The organism is Kitasatospora sp. NPDC101108 (assembly GCF_055584725.1).
The window spans coordinates 25,710-43,515 of the sequence record NZ_JBVJLM010000014.1 but is presented as its reverse complement, the minus strand read 5'-3'; the positions used below and the strand labels follow the sequence as shown (position 1 = coordinate 43,515).

The following is a 17,806-nucleotide window of genomic DNA, read 5'->3' as shown; positions in this document are numbered from 1 at the left end:
GCACCTCCCGGCCGAAGGCGGGGACGGATGGCGCAGCTCGCACGGAGTCTGCCGATGGACCTGGGAGAGCCCGGCCTGGCTCTGGTCTCAGTTTTGGTCTCATTCAGTTCGAATCTCGTATCCTCCGCCTTCACGAAGGCCCGGACCGCTCAGCGGCCCGGGCCTTCGTCGTTCCGTGGCTGCAGTTCCGACATCTCCCGCGGATTCCCCAGCCGCGATCGCCTGACGGATGGCGACGTCCAGAGCGTTCGAGTGGTGTCGGGCCGCCGACAGAGCGAGATTGCGGTGTCCCTGGCAACCGTCCGTGCTCGCGTGACGCATGAGTGGAGAAGGCGCTTCAGCGCCTGGCCCCTGTTCCCTGAGGTGCGGAGTGTTCATGCCGTCGCTGTCCGTGGTCCGTCGCCTTGTCGTCGCTCTGCTGCTCCCCTTGCTCGCTCTCGCCACCGTCCTCGGCGCCGCCAAGGAGTCGTCCGCTGTTGCGGTGCCCGCAGGGGTCCGCGCCGAGGGGGTGGACTGGGAGGCATTGGCCCACTGCGAGAGCGGAGGGCGCTGGCATGCCGCCACCGGGAACGGCTACTACGGCGGATTGCAGTTCAACACGGCGACCTGGCGCGCCAACGGCGGCCTCGCCTACGCTCCCCGCCCGGACGGGGCGACCCGCGAACAGCAGATCGCTGTGGCCGAGCACCTCACCGCGAGCCGCGGCCTCGCCCCGTGGCCGGTCTGCGCGGCCCGTACCGGCCACGGCGGCGAACGCTCGAACAGTCACACCAGCGCCCATGCCCGGGGCCACCGCCCCGCACAGCCCCGGTCGCACGCTCCCGCCGCGCCCACCCCGCGTACCGACCGCACCGTCCCGGCGGACGTACCCGCAGCCACCGACGGAGGCACGGACGCGGACGGAGCCGACGTGGGCAGCTGGACCGTGCGTCCCGGCGACACTCTCGGGGGCATCGCACAGGAGCTCGGCTACCCCGGGGGCTGGCCGACCCTTTACGAACTCAACCACCACACAATCGGCGACGACCCCGACCTGATCCTGCCCGGCCAGGTCCTCGCACTGCGCTGATTGACGCGAAAAGGCCTGCCATGTGCTCGCCGCCGGCTCGGCCCGTGTCCCCCGGCGGGTTCCACAAGAGGGCCGGATCGGGCGGGACCCCTCACGAGTTCGGATCTCGTGGCCTCCGCCTTAGCGAAGGCCCGGACCGATCAGCGGTCCGGACCTCCGGGGCGGTCCGTGCGGTCGGGTCAGGAGACCGGGAGGGCCGCGGTGGCGGTGGCGCCGAGGGCGAGGAGGGCGGTGCGGGTGGTGGTGACGGAGGCGCAGTTGTTGGCGGCGTAGGAGAGGGCCATGCGGTGCCGGTCGAGGGAGAAGTCGGCTACGGCGTCGGCGATGAGGAAGGGCTGGACGTCGTGGGAGAAGGCGTCCACGGCGGTCATCAGGACGCCGACGTGGGCGTAGACGCCGCACAGGATGAGCTGGTCGCGGCCGCTGTCGCGGAGCAGTTCGAGCAGGCCCGAGCGGTGCAGGGCGCTGTAGCGCCACTTGGTGAGGACGTGGTCGCGCGGCTGCGGGGTGAGGGCTGGGACGATCCGGCGGTCGCCCGGTTCGGCGCGCATGCCGGGGCCCCAGAAGTCCTTGAGCAGGCCGCGCTGTTCGTCGTCCATGTCGCCGGGCTGGGCGGTGTAGACGACGGGGACACCGAGGTCGGCGCAACGGGTGCGGAGCAGGCGGCAGTTGTGCAGGAGCTCCGAGGCGGGCGAGCGGTCGGCGGTGAAGGGGCGCAGGAAGTACTCCTGCATGTCGTGGACGAGCAGGACGGCGCGGTCCGGGTCCGGGGTCCAGGGCACCCGGCTCTCCGGCAGGTCGCGTTCGGTGGGCATGGGGTACGGCGGGATGGGGCTGATGCTCAAGGCGGGACCTCGTCGGGGTGTGGTGGCGGGGGTGGGAAGGGGCGCGGCGGCGGTCGGTCGGCGGTGAGGGTCAGGGGCGCCAGGCCGCCGCGACGGTGAGGGACTGCTCCGGGTTGAGCCGCGGGTCGCAGAGCGTGGTGTACGGGCCGAGCCGGCCGGCGTCGGCGAGGGCCGCGGTGTCGGCGACGCACTCGGCGACCGGGTCGGGCGTCGCCTCCAGGTGGAGGCCCGCGGCGACGCCGCCGCCGCGGCGGACGGCCGTCAGGAACTCGCCGACCTCCTGGACCACGGCGGACACCGCCCTGGTCTTGCGGCCGTCGGGCGCGCCGACGGTGTTGCCGTGCATCGGGTCGCACAGCCAGCTCACCGGGTGACCGGCCTCGCGCACGGCCCGGACCAGGTCCGCCAGCCGCTCGGGGGCCCGGCCCGCGCCGAAGCGGGCGATCAGGGTGAGCCGTCCGGGCACCCGGTCCGGGTCCAGGAGGCGGCACAGTTCCAGCAGTTCGGCAGGGGTGCAGCCGGGGCCGACCTTGCAGGCGACCGGGTTGACCACGTCGGCCAGCAGCCGCACGTGGGCGCCGTCCGGCTCGCGGGTGCGCTCGCCGATCCACGGCCAGTGGGTGGAGGTGAGCAGCAGCCGGTCGTCGGAGGAGCGGCGCAGCAGTGGCAGTTCGTAGTCCAGCAGCAGGGCCTCGTGACTGGTCCAGACCATGGGGTCGGGCAGCGGGGACCAGGTCTCCTCGTGCCGGCGCAGCTGGGCCATCGCCCGGGCGGCGGCGCGGTAGCCGGTGACCAGGCGCAGCGGGTCGGGGCGGCGGGCCATCGGCTGGGGGTCGGGCGCGTTGACGATGAGGCCGCGGAAGACCGGCAGTTCGACGCCGTCGACGACCTCGGTGGGGCGGGACCGGGGCTTGGCGAACTGGCCGGCGATCCGGCCGACCCGGACGACCGGCAGTCCGGTGTTCATCCGCAGCACGCCGGCCAGCGCGTCCAGCAGTCCGGCCTTGCGGGAGATCGCCTCCGGGGTGCAGTCGGCCGGGTCCTCGGCGCAGTCGCCGGCCTGGACGACCAGCAGCCGTCCGGCGGCCGCCTCGGCGAGCAGAGTGCGCAGCTGGCGCACCTCGTCCCAGGCGACCAGGCCGGGCAGGGCGGACAGGTCGGCGCGCACCTTGTCGACCAGCCAGGCGTCCCCCCAGTCGGGCTGCTGCCCGGCGGGGCGGCTGCGGTAGGGCAGGAACTCCTCCTCGGCCAGGGGGGCGCGGAAGGAGTCGAGTGCGGTGAGGGTGCTGGTGCGGTCGATCACGGTCGCTCCTCGACGGAAACGGAAGACGGAACGGCGGCGAGCGGGGCGCTTGCGGCGAGCGGTGGGCCTGCCGCGAGCGGCGCACCGGCGACGAGCGCCTCCCGTGCGCCGGCCGGCTCCCGTACGCCGCCCGGTTCACGTGCGCCACCCGGCTCACGCACGGCCGCGGCGACCGCGGCGGCGACGCCCGGGGCGACCCGCGGGTCGAGCACGCTGGGGACCACCCGGTCCGGGGCGAGGTCCTCCGCCGCCAGGGCGGCGATGGCGTCGGCGGCGGCCAGCATCATCCGCTCGGTGATCCGGGTGGCCCCCGCGTCCAGGGCGCCGCGGAAGATCCCCGGGCAGGCCAGCAGGTTGCTGATCTGGTTGGGGTGGTCGCTGCGCCCGGTGGCGACCACCGCGGCGTGCCGGGCGGCCGCTTCCGGCGCGATCTCGGGGGTGGGATTGGACAGCGCGAACACCACGGCGCCGGGCGCCATCGCGGCGATCAGCTCCTCGGGCACGGTCGCCGAGGAGACGCCGATGAACACGTCGGCTCCCGGCAGTACGTCGGCCAGGCCGCCGCGCAGTCCGCGCGGGTTGGTCAGCTCGGCCAACTGGGCCTTCGGAGCGGAGAGTTCGGAGCGCCCCTGGTGGATGATGCCGCGCGAGTCCAGTACGACGACCTCGCCCGCCCCGGCGGCGACCAGCATCCGGGCGCAGGCCGTGCCCGCCGCGCCGGCGCCGGAGACCACCACCCGCATCGACGGCAGCGGCTTGCCGAGCAGGTCGGCCGAACTGCGCAGCGCGGCCAGCGCCACGATCGCCGTGCCGTGCTGGTCGTTGTGCATCACCGGGCAGTCCAGCGCGGCGTCCAGGGCGCGCTCCAGTTCGAAGCAGCGCGGCGCGGCGACGTCCTCCAGGTTGATCGCGCCGAACGACGGGCGCAGCCGGACGAGCGTCTCGACGATCTCGTCCACGTCCCGGGTGTCCAGCACCAGCGGTACGGAGTCCAGCCCGCCCAGCGCCTTGAACAGCGCCGCCTTGCCCTCCATGACGGGCAGCGCGGCGGCCGGGCCCACGTCGCCCAGGCCCAGCACCGCGGTGCCGTCGCTGACGACGGCCACCAGCCGGTGCGCCCAGGTGTAGTCGGCGGCCAGTCGGCCGTCCTCGGCGATCGCCCGGCTGACGTGGGCGACCCCGGGGGTGGAGATGGCGGACAGCGCGCGGGCGTCCAGCGGTGTGATGGGGACCTGGGTGCGGAGCTTGCCGCCCCGGTGGGCCCGGAATATCTCGTCCTCGGTGAGCCTTTCGGCACGGTCCTGGTGTGCGACCGACACTGGCGTCCCTTTCTCGGGAGATCTCGGGGGAGCCTCGGGGATCCTCACGGGGCGCAGGGCGCCGGGTGTTCCGTTGCCGGGAGGTCCGTCGCGAAGGTGATCGAGTTCGACGCTAGCCGCGGCGCCGACACGGGCGGAACTACTCGACCGAGTGGGTCCGCCCCACCCGATCGCCGCATTCCTCGATTGACCTGCGAATTCGAGTAGTTGTGGGCCTCCCGGCCGTGCGGAAGTGTCGTTGCCATCCCCCCTTCCGCTCGCTCCAGCCGTTCCAGGAGGCGCCATGACCGGGCACACCCGGCCGCTGTACGACGAGGCCCCGGGAGGCCTGCTCGGCACGCTGCTCGCACCGGGCCGCGAGCCCGCCGCGTACGCCCTGCTGCACCGGCCGGAGAGCGGAGCCGCCGACCGGGTGGAGGTGGTGGTCGGCGAGGTGGCCGAGCTCGCCTCACTGGCCGAACTCCCGCTGGAGGACGGCCCCGTACGGCCCGCCGGCCCCCGGCACGAGCTGCTGGTCGTCGTGCCGTTCCGGCAGGTCGCGGAGCGCGGCTTCGCCGCCCCCGACGACGGCGCCCCGCTGCTCGCGCTGCGGGTCACCGACCAGGAGTCGGTCGGCCTCGCCGATGCGCTGCGCCTGCTGCCGGACGACGAACTCGCCGTCCGCAACGCCGAGTTCGCCCTCGACGACGAGGCGTACGCGGAGCTCGTCCGGACCGTGCTGACCGAGGAGATCGGCCACGGGCGCGGCGCCAACTTCGTCCTGGAGCGACCGTTCACCGCCGAGATCGACGGCTTCGGGGCGCGGGCGGCGCTGTCCGTCTTCCGCCGGCTGCTGGCCCAGGAGCGCGGCACGTACTGGACGTTCCTGGTCCGCGCGGGCGACCGCTACTTCGTCGGCGCCTCGCCGGAGCGGCACGTCAGCGCGATCGACGGGGAGGTGGTGATGAACCCGATCAGCGGGACGTACCGCTACCCGGCCGGCGGGCCGTCGGTGCCCGGGCTGCTCGACTTCCTCGCGGACCGCAAGGAGACCGACGAGCTGCTGATGGTGGTCGACGAGGAACTCAAGATGATGGGCCGGATCTGCGAGGGCGGCGGGCGGGTCGTCGGCCCGTACCTCAAGCCGATGGCGCGGCTGGCCCACACCGAGTACCTGATCGAGGGGTACAGCACCCGGCCGATACCGGACATCCTGCGCGAGACCCTGTTCGCGCCCACCGTGACGGGCAGCCCGCTGGAGTCCGCCTGCGAGCTGATCAGCCGTTACGAGCCGGGCGGGCGCGGCTACTACAGCGGCGTGCTGGCCCTGGTCGGCCGGGACGCGGCGGGCGGGCGCTGGCTGGACTCGGCGATCCTGATCCGCACCGCCCGGATCGACCGCGACGGCCGGCTGCGGATGGGCGTCGGCGCGACGCTGGTCCGCCACTCCGACCCGCGGGCCGAGGTCGCGGAGACGTACGCCAAGGCGGCCGGGATGCTCGCCGCCGTCCGCGGGACGCCGGACGCCGCCGGGCCGGCCCCGGCCGCCGTCGACACCTCGGCCTGGGCCGGGGACGCCCGGATCCGGGCCGCGCTGGCCGGGCGCAACGCCCAGCTCGCGCCGTTCTGGCTGAGCCGGCCGGACGGCGTCGCCGACGGGGTCGTCCGGGGCCGGGTGCTGCTGGTCGACGCGGAGGACACCTTCACCGCGATGATCGGTCACCAACTCGCCGCGCTCGGGCTGGAGCCGGAGATCCGCCGCTGGGACGACCTGGTGCGGGGTCCGGACGGCCGCGTCGAGCTGCACGGGGCCGACCTAGTGGTGGTCGGCCCGGGGCCGGGCGACCCGCGGGAGGTCGGCGACGCCAAGATCGCCACCCTTCGCGCGCTGACCCGCCAACTGCTCGGCGGGGAGCGGCCGTTTCTGTCGATCTGCCTCGGTCACCAGGTGCTGGCGGGCGAGCTCGGGCTGCCCCTGGTCCGCAAGCCGCAGCCGAACCAGGGGCGGCAGCAGGTCGTCGACCTGTTCGGCCGGCAGCGCCGGGTCGGCTTCTACAACAGCTTCGCGGCCGTCGCGGACGGCGACGGCTTCACGCCCCCCACCCTGGCGGGGAGCGTCGCGGTCAGCCGGGACCCCGGGACCGGCGAGGTGCACGGCCTGCGCGGACCGCACTTCCACTCGCTGCAGTTCCACCCCGAGTCCGTGCTGAGCACCGACGGCTTCGACGTCCTGCGCGAGTCCGTGACCGGGCTGCTCGGCCTCCCGGCCGCCGCTGCCGACGTTCCGACCGCCGCCGCCGTCCCGCCCGCCGCCGTACCGTCCGCCGTCACCACCGCCCCGGCCGTCGTCGCACACACCGTCTGAGCGCCCCACCCATCCCCCTCCGGAGAGGACCCGTCATGCCGAAACTGATCGTGAGCAACCAGCGGACCGACGAGATGATCGGCGACCTCGGCTCGCTGACCCCCGAGTACCGGCGCTACGTGGCCGGCCAGGCCCAGCGGATGGTCTGGCTCGCCGACGCGGGCGACGTCCTGGTCCTCCCGGTCGAGCTGGACGAGGAGTTCCTCTCCTACGTCGCCGCGCTGAAGGGCATCGACCGCGGCTCCTGGGCCGTCGTGGTGCCGCCCGTCGGCGGCCTGGGCGAGGACGTGCTCTCCCGGGACCGGCTGGAGGACCCGGAGTTCCTCGCCCGGCTGAAGGCCGCCGTACGGGACCACGGAGTCAGCACCATCCTGCCGTTCCACTTCGACCGGGTCAGCGTGCGGCTCGCCCGCGCCCTCGGGCTCGACCGGCACACCCCGGGCTTCCCGTTCGCCGCGCAGAGCGGCACCGCCCTGCTCAACAGCAAGGCCGCCTTCCGGGCGCTGGCCGTCGGCCACGGCATCCCGGTGCCGTTCGGCACGGTCACCGACGACCGGCAGGAGGCCGAGGAGTTCCTCTGGGAGGCGATCGGCAACGGGCAGCCCGTCATCGTCAAGCAGGACTTCCACGTCGGCGGCATCGGGAACGAGATCGTCAGTCCGGTGCCCGGGATCCGCCCGATCGGGGCGACCGGCACCGAGCTGATCACCGACCGCGCCGCGCTCACCGCCCACCTGGACCGCCGCTGGGCGCACTACGCGGGCCCGCACCGGGGCCGGGTGGTCCTGGAGCACTACACCCCCGAGTCACCCGCCATCTACTCCGAACTGCTGGTCACCGACGAGGGCGTACGGCTCGTCGGCCACGGCGAGATGCGGATGAAGCCGGTGATCAACGGGCTGATCGTGCCCGCGCCCTCGGTCCGGCTGCCCGCCTTCGCCGACTTCCTCGACGACTCCCGGCGGCTGTCCGAGACGCTCCACCGGATGGGCTACCGGGGCAGCCTCAGCGTCGACGCGATCGTCACCCCGGACGACACCGTCCTCGTCAACGAGATCAACGGCCGGGTCGTCGGCTCGGCGCACATCCACCGGATCGGCGAGGAGCTGGTGGGCGGCGACTACACCGGTGAGCGCGTCCTGATCGAGAAGCGCCGGGTCGCCTTCCCCGACTTCCGGACGACCCTGGACAAGCTCACCGCCACCTCACTGGCCTTCGACCCGGCCCGGCGCACCGGCGTCGTGGTGACCGTCCACGACAACGGCCGCACCGGCGGATTCGGCGGCTGCTGCCTGATCGCGGAGGACGACGCCGCCGCGCGGGTACTGGAGGAGGAAGTGGACGCCCTGTTCGGGACCGCGGGCGAGTGATTCGGGACGTCCGGCGGGAACCGGGGACGCCCGGCGGGAACCCGGAACCCGGAACCCGGAACCGGGAACCGGTCCGGAAGGAGAACAGCAGTGAGTGAAGGAGAACGCCGGTGAGCGAGGGCGAGCGGCGCAGCGCCGCCGAGGGCAGCACGCTGGAGCAGCAGGACCGGGTCGAGCCCCCGGCCATGGGGTACCGGGAACTGCTGGGCCGCCCCGGGATACGCCCCTGGCTGCTGGTCACCCTGGCGGCGAAGCTGCCGGTCGCCATGGCGCCGCTCGCCCTGGTGTTCCTGGTGCGCGAGACCCCCGGCGGGTACACCCTGGGCGCCGTGCTCGGCGGGGCGTACGTGGTCGGCGAGGTCGTCGGCGCGCCGCTGCTCGGTGCCCGGCTGCACGGCACCCGGCTGCGGCGCGAGCTCGCCCTCGGTCTGCTGGGCGGCGCGGGCGCCTTCGCCGGGCTCGCCTTCTGCCATTCGGCGCCGCCCGCGCTCGCCGTGGTGCTGGCCTTCCTCGCCGGGGCCGCACCCGCCGCGCACGCCGGCGGACTGCGCGCACTGCTGGTCGCCGCCGTACCGGAGCACGGGGTGGCCCGGGCGCTGAGCGTGGAGACCACGCTCACCCAGGGCATCTGGGCCGTCGCCCCGGCCGCGGTGGCGTTCCTGGCGCTCGGCGCGGCGCCAGGCGCCCCGCTCGGCCTCGCCGCCTGCTGCGCCGCGCTGGCCGCGGCCGGGGTCCGGCTGCTGCCCGCCGTCGGCACCGACGGGGAGCAGGCCGGCCAGGGCGCGGGCGAACCGCCGTCCCGGGGGCGGGCGTTGGCGGCCGGCTGGCCGGTCTACCTGACCAGCGCCGCCGCGATGGCGCTGCTCGCCACCGCCGAGCTGGTGCTGCCCGCACTGCTGGAGTCCCGTGGGCTGCCGGTCAGTTGGTCCGGTCCGCTGCTGACGGTGTTCTCGGTCGCCAGCGTGGTCGGCGGCCTGCTGTACGGCGCCCGCCGCTGGCCCGGCGGACCGCGCGCGCAGAGCCTGGTGCTGCTGGTCGCGATGGCGGCGTTCGTCGCCCTGATCGCGGTGCTGCCCGGGCTGGTGGGCATCGCCGTCGGGCTGGTCCTGGCCGGCGCGTTCAAGTCCGGGGTGATGGTCACCCGCAACCTGTCGCTGCGGGAGCGGGTACCCGCCGGGATGCTCGCGGCCGGGTACTCCCTCATGTACGCCGTGCAGGGCGTCGGTTACAGCCTCACCGCCTCGCTCGCCGCCGTCATCCTCGCCAACGCGGAGCCGGGTACGGCCGTGCTGTGCGGCGCGGCGCTGACCCTGCTGCTCACCCTCGTCAGCGCCTCGGCCGAATACCGGTCGCACGGTGCCCCGTTGGAGGCGCCCACGGACGCTCCTTGAGACGCACGCCCGTTCGCTCCCCCCGTGTCCTTTAACGTCGTGTTCACACCAAAGGCGGATCAAGGACCGTAGAATCCGTTGCGTGTCCGCGGCTCCACAACGCCGCGGATGACATGGTGAACCAGCGCGAGACGATCGATCCGCGGCCACCACGCGCGCGCCGCGGACACGGGGAGAGCGGTGTGAACCCATTGTCCTTGTCCTTACCGTCGGCCGTGCCCACCGGAGCGGCCGACCCGCTCGTCGGCATCACCGAGAAGCGCGCGGACTCGACCCTCCTGAGTTCCGCCCGCCTGCTCGCCACCCAGGGCAGCGCCGACCAGATCGCCGCACTGCTGCGCGCCCTCGTGACCGACCCGCTGGGGCTGCTGCGGGCGCTGGCCTCGGTCGGCTCCGTCGACCGCGCCGTGGAACTCCTCGGCACGGCCCTGACCCTCGGGCTGCCCGCGGAACTCAACGCCCGGCTGCGCTGCCTGCTCGTCGAACTGCGGCTCGCCGCCGGCGAGGTCCGGCTCGCCCTCGCCACCGCGGAGGAGATCCTCGGCCGCGGCGCCCCCGGCACGCCGGAGCTGCCGCCCACCGTGCGCAGCGCCGTACTGGCCGGCCGCGCCTTCGGCCGGCACTTCCAGGACCCCGACCGGGGCCGCCGGCACGCCGAGTCCGTGCTGCGCGGGTACGACGACCGGATCGCCCCGGACGCGGAGGTACTGGCCGCCATGGCCGTCCTCTCCGACCGGGTGCTGTCCGACGGGCGCCTCACCGAGGGCCTCCGGCTGGCCCGGGCCGCCGTGGACGGCGCCCGGGCCATGCCGTCACCGGTCTGGCGCGCCTACCTGCACCTGGTGCTGGCCGACCGGCTCCTCGACGTCGGGGCGTACGGCGAGGCCGAGTCCACCGGCCGGGCCGCCGTCGCCGACCTGATCGGGCTGGGCGGCGGCGGGATGGACTCGATCGTCGCCCTCCACCGGGCCCGGCTGCTCAGCCACCGGGGCCGGCTCGCCGAGGCCCGCGACGAGGCCCAGCAGGCGCTGGCCGCCGCGATGTGCCGGGGCACCCTGCTGTACGTGCCGCCGCTGCTGGCCACGCTCGGTCAGCTCGCCCTGCGGTTCGGCGACCACGGCGGGGCCGAGGCCTTCGTCCGCCGCTACCGCCGGACCCTCGCCGACGGCGCCGGCCGGATGCCCTCACCGGTCTACGACTGGGTCGAGCTGCAGGTCACGGCGGCCCGGCACGGCGCGCACGCCGCGCTGACCCAGATGGACCAGCGGTACGCCGACCCGGCTCCGCGGGCCACGCTGTTCACCCGCCACCCGGAGGCCGCCGCCTGGTTCGTCCGCACCGCCCTGGAGGCCGGGGACCCGCACTGGGCGGCGGTCGCCGCCCACGAGGCCGAGCGGCTCGCCGAGGACAACCCCGGCGTCCCCACCCTCGCGGCCTCCGCCGTCCACGCCGCCGGCCTGCTGCACGGCGACCCGGACGGGCTGGTCCGCGCGGCCACCGAGCACGGCCACCACTGGGCCCGGACCGCCGCGGCCGAGGACCTGGCGGCCCTGCTCGACACCCGGTCCCGCCGACGTACGGCCCAGGCCACCGCCGACGCCCTCGCCGAGGCCCCGGCCCGGCCCGGGCTGCCCGCCCCACCGGCCACCCCCGCGCCGGCCCCGGCACCCGTCCCGCCCGTGACGGCCGTCCCGCCCGTCACACCCGCGCCCGACCCGGCGGCCCGCGCGGCCGAGGAGAACGCCGACACCCTGAGCGACGTCGAACGCACCGTCGCCCACCTGGTCAGCCAGGGCCTCACCAACCAGCAGGTAGCCTCCCGCATCCAGCGCTCCCCCCACACCGTCAACTACCACCTGCGCAACATCTTCCGGAAGGTCGGCCTCAGCTCCCGCGTCGAACTCGCCCGCCACGCCCACCTCTGGGCCACCGACCGCCCGGGCATCGGCGACCTCGGCATCTTCTGACGGATCATCACCACGCCCGGAGGGCCCGGGCCGTAGAGCAGCGGTCCGGGCCGTCGGCGTTGTGGCGGCGGCCCGGGTGCCTCAGGTGCGGTCGGCGGGCCGGTCGAGGAGGAGCTGGACGCCGTCCAGGATGCGGGCGAGGCCGAACTCCAGCGGGTCGACCGGGTCGGGGGCGAAGGCGCCGGCGGCGATGGCGCGGGTGAGGGTGGGGAAGCGGTCGGCGTGGCGTTCCAGCAGCTCGCCGGTGAGGAGGTTCCACTCCCGGTTGTGCTGCTCGTCGAAGTCGGCGTCCTGCTGGGCGACGGTGCGCACCAGGCCGGCGACCAGGACGAAGACCCGGTGCTGCTCGGCCGCGGTGAGCCCGCTGGGCTCCAGGGCGGCGAGGGCGGCGTCGAGCCAGCCGAGCTGGTTGGGGCCCATGACCTGGCGGCGCATGGCGGTGACGGCCAGCAGCCAGGGGTGGGCGCGGTGGACCTCGGCCGAGCGGCGGGCCCAGGCGGCGACGCGCTCCCGCCAGTCGGCGCCGGCCGTCGACAGGTCGGGGACCTCGGCGAGCACGGACTCGACCATCAGTTCGACGAGTTCGGTCTTGCCGGGCACGTAGCGGTAGAGCGCCATCGCGGAGACGCCGAACCCGACGGCGACCTTGTTCATCGAGACGGCGTCCAGCCCCTCGGTGTCGGCGATCTCCACCGCGGCGGCCGCGATGCGCTGCGGGGTGAGGCTGGGCTTGGGCCCCCGGGTCGGCTGGTCCTGCTCGCCCCACAGCAGCGCGATGCCCGCGCGCAGGTCGCGTGCCTTCTCCTTGGCCATCCCGGCCTCCCTCTCGACGGTCCTCGACGGATCCCGGGCGCCGCCCGTTGACAGCACCCAGAACTGTATATACCTTAAACGCATCTGCTGACGCGATAAACAGTTTGGGGGATACACCATGCTCGCCACCATCGCCTCCGTCTCCGCCGCCGCCCTCGCCGCTCCCGTCGCCGGTCTGCTGGGCCACCGGCAGCTCAAGCGCGCCGCGTTCGCCAGGAGGCTGCGGATCACCGCCCCGACGGGCATCGAGGAGTCCGGCTTCGTCCGGATCGGCGGCATCGACCAGTGGGTCTCGATCCGCGGCGAGGACCGCCGCAACCCGGTCGTCCTGGAGATCCTCGGCGGCCCCGGCGCCTCCAACCTGGTCTTCCTCCCCCGCACCCGGGTCTGGGAGAAGCACTTCACGATCGTCCGCTGGGACATGCGCGGGGCAGGCTTCACCTTCGCCGCGGGCGGCCCGGAGGGGCAGGGCGAGCTCACCTACCGGCAGCTGTACCGCGACGCCCTGGAGGTCACCGAGCACCTGCGGGCCCGGCTCGGCGTCGACCGGCTGCTGCTGGTCGCCAACTCCTTCGGCACCGTCCTCGGCCTGCGGCTGGCCCGCAACCACCCGGAGCTGTACTCCGGCTACGTCGGCACCGACCAGAACATCATCGACGGCGGCCGGGAACGCACCGCCTACGACGCCCTGCTCGCCCGGCTGCGCGCGGCCGGCCGGAAGAAGGAGAAGGAGCTGGCCACCGCCGTGGCGATGGGCCCCGACCGCTCGAAGTGGACCACCAAGGACCTCGCCGAGTTCAACAAGCTGGTCCTCACCAGCGACCCGCTCTCCTACGACACCATGAAGACCGTGGTGATGCGCTCGCTCTGGTTCTCACCCCTGCACACCCTGCGCGGCCTGCGGTCCTACCTCAAGGCCATGGAGTTCTCCGAGCGGCTCCAGCTGGAGGCCGCCGCCGTCGACGAGCGGGCGGAGGGGACGGACTTCCGGATCCCGTTCTTCGTCTTCCAGGGCGACAGCGACGTCCTGACCCCGCCCGCGCCGGCCAGGCGGTTCTTCGACGACGTCACCGCCCCGGTCAAGGAGTTCGCGCTGATCCGCGGCGCCAGCCACTTCGCGAGCTTCCGCCACCCCGACCAGTTCCTCGACCTGATGCTCACCCGCGTCCGCCCGGCCGTCACCGCGCAGCCGGCCGCCCGCTGACCTCCGCGGTCACCCGTATCTCGTGGACGGCGTTGCGGTCCCCGGTGAGCGGCTGGACCCGCCCCGCGGAGTCGGTGGCCCGGCAGCGGATGCGGTGCGGGCCCGGGGTGAGGTCGTACCGCAGCCGGAACCGCTGCCAGCCGAGGCCGGGGCCGCGCCGGTCCAGCTCGGCGGGCCGCCAGTCGGCGTCGTCCACGGCGACCTCGACGGCGGTCACCTCGGTGGAACTCCAGGCGTAGCCCGCCAGTTCGCAGTTCCCGGCCGGGACGGACCGCCCGTCCCCCGGGCTGAGCAGCTTGCTGCTGACGTCCTTCTCCCGGACCGGCCGCGACTCGCTCTCCCCCGGCAGGACGCGGGTGTACAGGCGGGTGGTGAAGAGGTGCTCGGGCCGTTCCGCGGCCAGCACGACCCGGGTCAGCCACTTGACCGAGTTGGTGCCGAACATCCGCGGCGCCACCGCCCGCACCGGGTGGCCGTGGTCGGGGCGCAGCGGTTCGCCGTTCATGGTGTGGGCGAGGACGACCTCGGCGAGCGCCTCCTCCAGGGGCAGGTCCTTGAGGTAGCTGACGTCGCTCTCCCCCGCGAAGTCGCCGCGGTCGGCGCCCTCCAGCCAGACGTGCCGGGCCTCCGGGAGCGGACCGGCCTGCGCCAGCACCTCGGCGAGCGGGACGCCGGCCCACTCCAGGTTGGTGACGGCGCGGGTCGGCACGGTGGGGTGCAGCGGATTGCCGAAGCACTCGTGGACGGCGGTGAAGGCGGTCTGCGGCAGGCGTTCGAGATCCCGGAAGTCCAGCCGCAGCGGCCGCTCCACCAGGCCCTCGACGGTGAGCGTCCAGGCGGCGGGGCCGAGCCGCGGGTACCGGCCCAGGTGACTGCGGACGAAGACCTCGTCGACCGGCGTGCGGAAGACGTCCGGCGTCTCCGGATCCGTCCTGAACATGCGTCACACCCCCGTGCAAAGACCACTGTTGCCGTGATCGACGGTACAAGGAACGACTGACAACGGGCCTCCCGGCCCCCGCCCGGCCCCGGACTCCCCGGCGGGCGCTCAGCGACTCCCCGGCGGCCGCTGGGTACTGCCCGTGGACGTCCGATTCGTTCAAGACCGCCCGCCCGCTCCCCGCCTACCGTGGCGGGCATGGACAGCACACCCGCACCGCAGTTCGCCTTCGTCGGCCTCGCCGTCGCCGACATGGCCGCCTCGGTCGCCTTCTACCGGCGGCTGGGGCTCGTCTTCCCCGAGGGCTCCGAGCAGGAGCCGCACGTCGAGACCGAGCTGCCCGGCGGGCTGCTCCTGGTCCTCGACGCCGAGGCGACCATCCGCTCGTTCCACCCCGGCTGGCAGCCGCCGACCGGCGGTGCCCGGGCGGCCCTGGCCTTCCGCTGCCAGAGCCCGGCGCACGTGGACGCGGTGTACCGGGAGCTGACGGACGCCGGGTACCACGGGGAGCTGAAGCCGTGGGACGCCTTCTGGGGTCAGCGGTACGCCTCGCTGCGCGATCCGGACGGCAACGGGGTCGACCTGCTCGCACCGCTGTAGCGCCCCGCGTCACAGCAGCGCCGTCACCCGCGTCCCGGTCAACTCCCGTACGTCGCGGGCGAGGTGAGCCTGGTCCGCGTAGCCCGTCCGGGCCGCCGTCTCGGCGAGCGGGACGCCGGAACGGGCCAGCCCCAGGGCGCGCTGCAGCCGCAGGATCCGGGCGAGGGTCTTGGGGCCGTAGCCGAAGGCGACCAGCGAGCGGCGGTGCAGCTGCCGGGCGCCGATCCCGACGGCCCCGGCCGTCGCCGCGACGCCGTGCCCGGCCGCGAGCGCGGCGGCCACCGCCCGTACCAGCGGGTCCTCGGGCGGCGCCGCGGCCGCCAGGCGCAGTGCCAGTTCCTCCAGCGCGGCGGCCGGGTCGGGTGCCGCGTCGATCCGCCCGGTCAGCCGCCGCACCTCGCGGCCGGGCCACAGGTCCGCCAACTCGACCCGGCGGTCCCGCAGTTCGTGCGCCGGTACGCCGAGCAGCGCGGGCGCCGCCCCGGGGCGGAAGCGGACGCCCGCCCACGGCCCGCGCAGCCCCGGTCCGGGCCGGAACGCCCGGGTGTCCGGCCCGGCGACCAGCAGCCGGCCCTCCGTCCACAGCAGGTCCATGCACCCGTCCGGCAGCACCAGCCCGTCCGCTGCGCCGTCGGTCCCCGCGCCGGTCTTCGTCCACAGCACCGCTCCGGGCAAACGGGACGGGCGCTCCGCGTAGTGGGTGGACATGTTCCGAAGGCTACGCGGGCCGGACGGGCCGTGCGCCCTGAGAACCCGCGCCCCCCGCGAAGCCTGCGGGCCCCGGGAAGGCCCGCGCCCCGGGAAGCCCGCCGGCCCCGGCTGCACTGGGCAGCCGGGGCCGGTGGGGGGTTACGGCCGGCGGGGTACCGGCCGCTTCGAAGGGGCTCAGACCACCGCCTCGACGGGGGGCTCGGCGGCCTCGGCGGGCTCGACCGGGGCCTCCGCGGCCGCCGTGCCCCGCATCAGCACCAGGGTGAGCACCGCCGCCACCAGGACGGCGATCCCGCCGACCGTGAAGGTGGTGGAGGTGGCGGTGTTGAAGGCCGCCCGGGCGGCCCCGGCCAGGGCGGTGTCCCCGCTGCCGGCCGAGAGGGCGAGGGCGTCGGTGACGGCGTGCCGGGCCGGAGCGGGGGCGTCGGCGGGCATCGAGCCGGTGTAGGTGCTGGAGAGCACGGTGCCGAGGACGGCCACGCCGAGCGCGGCGCCGGACTGCTGGATGGTGTCGTTGAGCGCGGAGCCGACGCCGGCGTGCTCGCCGGGGATCGCCCCCATCAGGGCGTTGGCGGCGGCCGGCATGCCCAGGCCGGAGCCGATGCCGAGCACCAGCATGGCCAGGGCCACCTTGGCGAAGCCGTCGCCGACCGAGAGGGTGGCCAGCAGGCCGAAGCCGGCCGCGATGATCACCATGCCGACGGCGGTCAGCACCCGGGCCGGGAGCTTCTTGCCGAGCGCGGCGCCGATCACGTTGAAGGCGAGCGAGGCGACGGCCAGCGGGATGAAGGCCAGGCCGGTGTCGGTGGGCGTGAACTCCAGGACGAACTGCAGGTACTGGGTGAGCACCAGCATCAGGCCGCCGGTGGCGAAGGTGAGCAGGACGAGGGAGAAGCTCGCGCCGGTGAAGACCCGGTTGCGGAACAGCTGGAGCGGGACCATCGGCGAGTCGGTACGGACCTGCCGGATGCCGAAGCCGGTGAGCGCGGCGACCGCGACGGCCATCGAGCCGAGGGTGCCGACGTGGGTGAAGCCGTCCCTCGGGAGGACGATGATCGACCAGACCAGGGCGGTCATCCCGACCATCGAGAGCAGCATGCCGGGCAGGTCGGGCTTGCGCCACGGGCCCTTGGACTCGGGCATCAGCACGACCGCCGCGACGATGGCCACCACCGCGACCGGCACGTTGAGCAGGAACACCGCGCCCCACCAGAAGTGCGCGATCAGGGCGCCGCCCAGCACCGGGCCGCCGACCAGGCCGATCATGGCCACCGCGCTCCAGGCGGCGATCGCCTTGGGCCGCTCCTCGTCGTCGAAGACGGTGATCAGGATGGAGAGGGTGCTCGGCATGACCAGGGCGCCGCCCACGCCCATCAGCACCCGGCCGGCGATCAGCTCACCGGGGCTCCCGGCGACCGCCGCGACCAGTGAGGCGGCACCGAACAGCGCCAGCCCGAGGATCATCACTTTTCGTCGGCCGAACCGGTCGGAGAGGCTCCCCGAGGTCAGCAGCAGACCGGCGAAGACCAGGATGTACGAGTCGATGATCCACTGGATGTCCTGCGCCCCGGCCTTGAGGTCCTCCGCGATCGGCGGGATGGACACCGTGAGCACCATGTTGTCGATCACCAGCACCAGGCTGCTGAGGCAGAGCACGACCAGGATGAGCCAGCGACGCGGGTGACGGTCCACCGCGATCCCCCCTTGTGTTTCGGCGCGTCGGCCACGGCCCCGCGCACGTCCTCGCGTCGGCGACGAGCCGCGCGGAAGTCCCTCGTGGCGCACACCGTTCGCCCGTCCCTGACCGAACGGTGTGCGCCACGCCGAACACTGTACGGAGACCGAACACCGTTCGCAAGGCCGTACGCTGTGCGGAGCCGGGGCCTATGCTGGACGCACCGCCCCCGACCAGGGGGCACGTGGAATGGAG

General features: G+C 74.5%; 14 protein-coding genes. 7 read left to right on the top strand and 7 right to left on the bottom strand.

What is annotated here, in order from left to right; all coding sequences use genetic code 11:
* Positions 1–376 precede the first annotated feature (376 nt).
* Positions 377–1,069, top strand: coding sequence for a transglycosylase family protein (locus ACZ6Z8_RS27030; protein WP_465612631.1), 693 nt, complete (start codon positions 377–379; stop codon positions 1,067–1,069).
* 179 nt (positions 1,070–1,248) lie between these two features.
* Here the strand turns inward: ACZ6Z8_RS27030 and ACZ6Z8_RS27025 are convergent, their stop codons facing one another.
* The 3 genes from ACZ6Z8_RS27025 to ACZ6Z8_RS27015 all read right to left on the bottom strand — a co-directional run bounded on the left by ACZ6Z8_RS27025 (position 1,249) and on the right by ACZ6Z8_RS27015 (position 4,536).
* Positions 1,249–1,884 carry an isochorismatase family protein gene (locus ACZ6Z8_RS27025; protein WP_465612722.1) on the bottom strand — a complete coding sequence of 212 codons (636 nt, stop codon included), beginning with the start codon at positions 1,882–1,884 and terminating at the stop codon, positions 1,249–1,251.
* A gap of 100 nt (positions 1,885–1,984) precedes the next feature.
* Complete coding sequence (locus ACZ6Z8_RS27020; protein ID WP_465612721.1) at positions 1,985–3,166, bottom strand: 3-deoxy-7-phosphoheptulonate synthase; 1,182 nt, start codon at positions 3,164–3,166, stop codon at positions 1,985–1,987.
* 47 nt (positions 3,167–3,213) lie between these two features.
* The gene (locus tag ACZ6Z8_RS27015; protein ID WP_465612630.1) at positions 3,214–4,536 is read right to left on the bottom strand and encodes an NAD(P)-dependent malic enzyme; all 1,323 of its coding nucleotides are present in this window, start codon (positions 4,534–4,536) and stop codon (positions 3,214–3,216) included.
* A 283-nt stretch (positions 4,537–4,819) separates the two neighbouring features.
* On the opposite strand from ACZ6Z8_RS27015, the gene ACZ6Z8_RS27010 reads away from it, so the two are divergent.
* The 4 genes from ACZ6Z8_RS27010 (at position 4,820) to ACZ6Z8_RS26995 (ending at position 11,608) form a co-directional block, all read left to right on the top strand.
* Positions 4,820–6,880 (top strand): anthranilate synthase family protein, encoded by a 2,061-nt coding sequence (locus ACZ6Z8_RS27010; RefSeq protein ID WP_465612629.1) that lies wholly within the window; start codon positions 4,820–4,822, stop codon positions 6,878–6,880.
* Between the two features lie 35 nt (positions 6,881–6,915).
* Positions 6,916–8,250, top strand: coding sequence for a preATP grasp domain-containing protein (locus tag ACZ6Z8_RS27005; protein ID WP_465612628.1), 1,335 nt, complete (start codon positions 6,916–6,918; stop codon positions 8,248–8,250).
* 110 nt (positions 8,251–8,360) lie between these two features.
* Positions 8,361–9,641, top strand: a complete 1,281-nt coding sequence (locus ACZ6Z8_RS27000) for an MFS transporter (protein WP_465612627.1) — start codon at positions 8,361–8,363, stop codon at positions 9,639–9,641.
* A 215-nt stretch (positions 9,642–9,856) separates the two neighbouring features.
* Positions 9,857–11,608 carry a helix-turn-helix transcriptional regulator gene (locus tag ACZ6Z8_RS26995; RefSeq protein WP_465612626.1) on the top strand — a complete coding sequence of 584 codons (1,752 nt, stop codon included), beginning with the start codon at positions 9,857–9,859 and terminating at the stop codon, positions 11,606–11,608.
* Between the two features lie 81 nt (positions 11,609–11,689).
* On the opposite strand, the gene ACZ6Z8_RS26990 is transcribed toward ACZ6Z8_RS26995, so the two are convergent.
* The gene (locus tag ACZ6Z8_RS26990) at positions 11,690–12,421 is read right to left on the bottom strand and encodes a TetR/AcrR family transcriptional regulator (RefSeq protein ID WP_465612625.1); all 732 of its coding nucleotides are present in this window, start codon (positions 12,419–12,421) and stop codon (positions 11,690–11,692) included.
* Positions 12,422–12,539: 118 nt separating this feature from the next.
* Here ACZ6Z8_RS26990 and ACZ6Z8_RS26985 point away from each other — a divergent pair, with 118 nt between their 5' ends.
* Positions 12,540–13,625 (top strand): alpha/beta fold hydrolase, encoded by a 1,086-nt coding sequence (locus ACZ6Z8_RS26985; protein WP_465612624.1) that lies wholly within the window; start codon positions 12,540–12,542, stop codon positions 13,623–13,625.
* Here ACZ6Z8_RS26985 and ACZ6Z8_RS26980 read toward each other — a convergent pair.
* Positions 13,600–14,565, bottom strand: coding sequence for a molybdopterin-dependent oxidoreductase (locus tag ACZ6Z8_RS26980; protein ID WP_465612623.1), 966 nt, complete (start codon positions 14,563–14,565; stop codon positions 13,600–13,602). The two genes, ACZ6Z8_RS26985 and ACZ6Z8_RS26980, sit on opposite strands and share 26 nt — an antisense overlap.
* Before the next feature lie 198 nt (positions 14,566–14,763).
* Between ACZ6Z8_RS26980 and ACZ6Z8_RS26975 the strand changes: the two genes are divergently transcribed.
* Positions 14,764–15,165 (top strand): VOC family protein, encoded by a 402-nt coding sequence (locus ACZ6Z8_RS26975; protein ID WP_465612622.1) that lies wholly within the window; start codon positions 14,764–14,766, stop codon positions 15,163–15,165.
* Positions 15,166–15,174: 9 nt separating this feature from the next.
* On the opposite strand, the gene ACZ6Z8_RS26970 is transcribed toward ACZ6Z8_RS26975, so the two are convergent.
* On the bottom strand, positions 15,175–15,873 hold the full coding sequence (locus tag ACZ6Z8_RS26970) for a helix-turn-helix domain-containing protein (protein WP_465612621.1): 699 nt from the start codon (positions 15,871–15,873) through the stop codon (positions 15,175–15,177).
* Positions 15,874–16,050: 177 nt separating this feature from the next.
* Entirely contained in the window at positions 16,051–17,568 is a 1,518-nt protein-coding gene (locus ACZ6Z8_RS26965; RefSeq protein ID WP_465612620.1) for an MFS transporter, read from the bottom strand.
* Between the last annotated feature and the right edge of the window lie 238 nt (positions 17,569–17,806).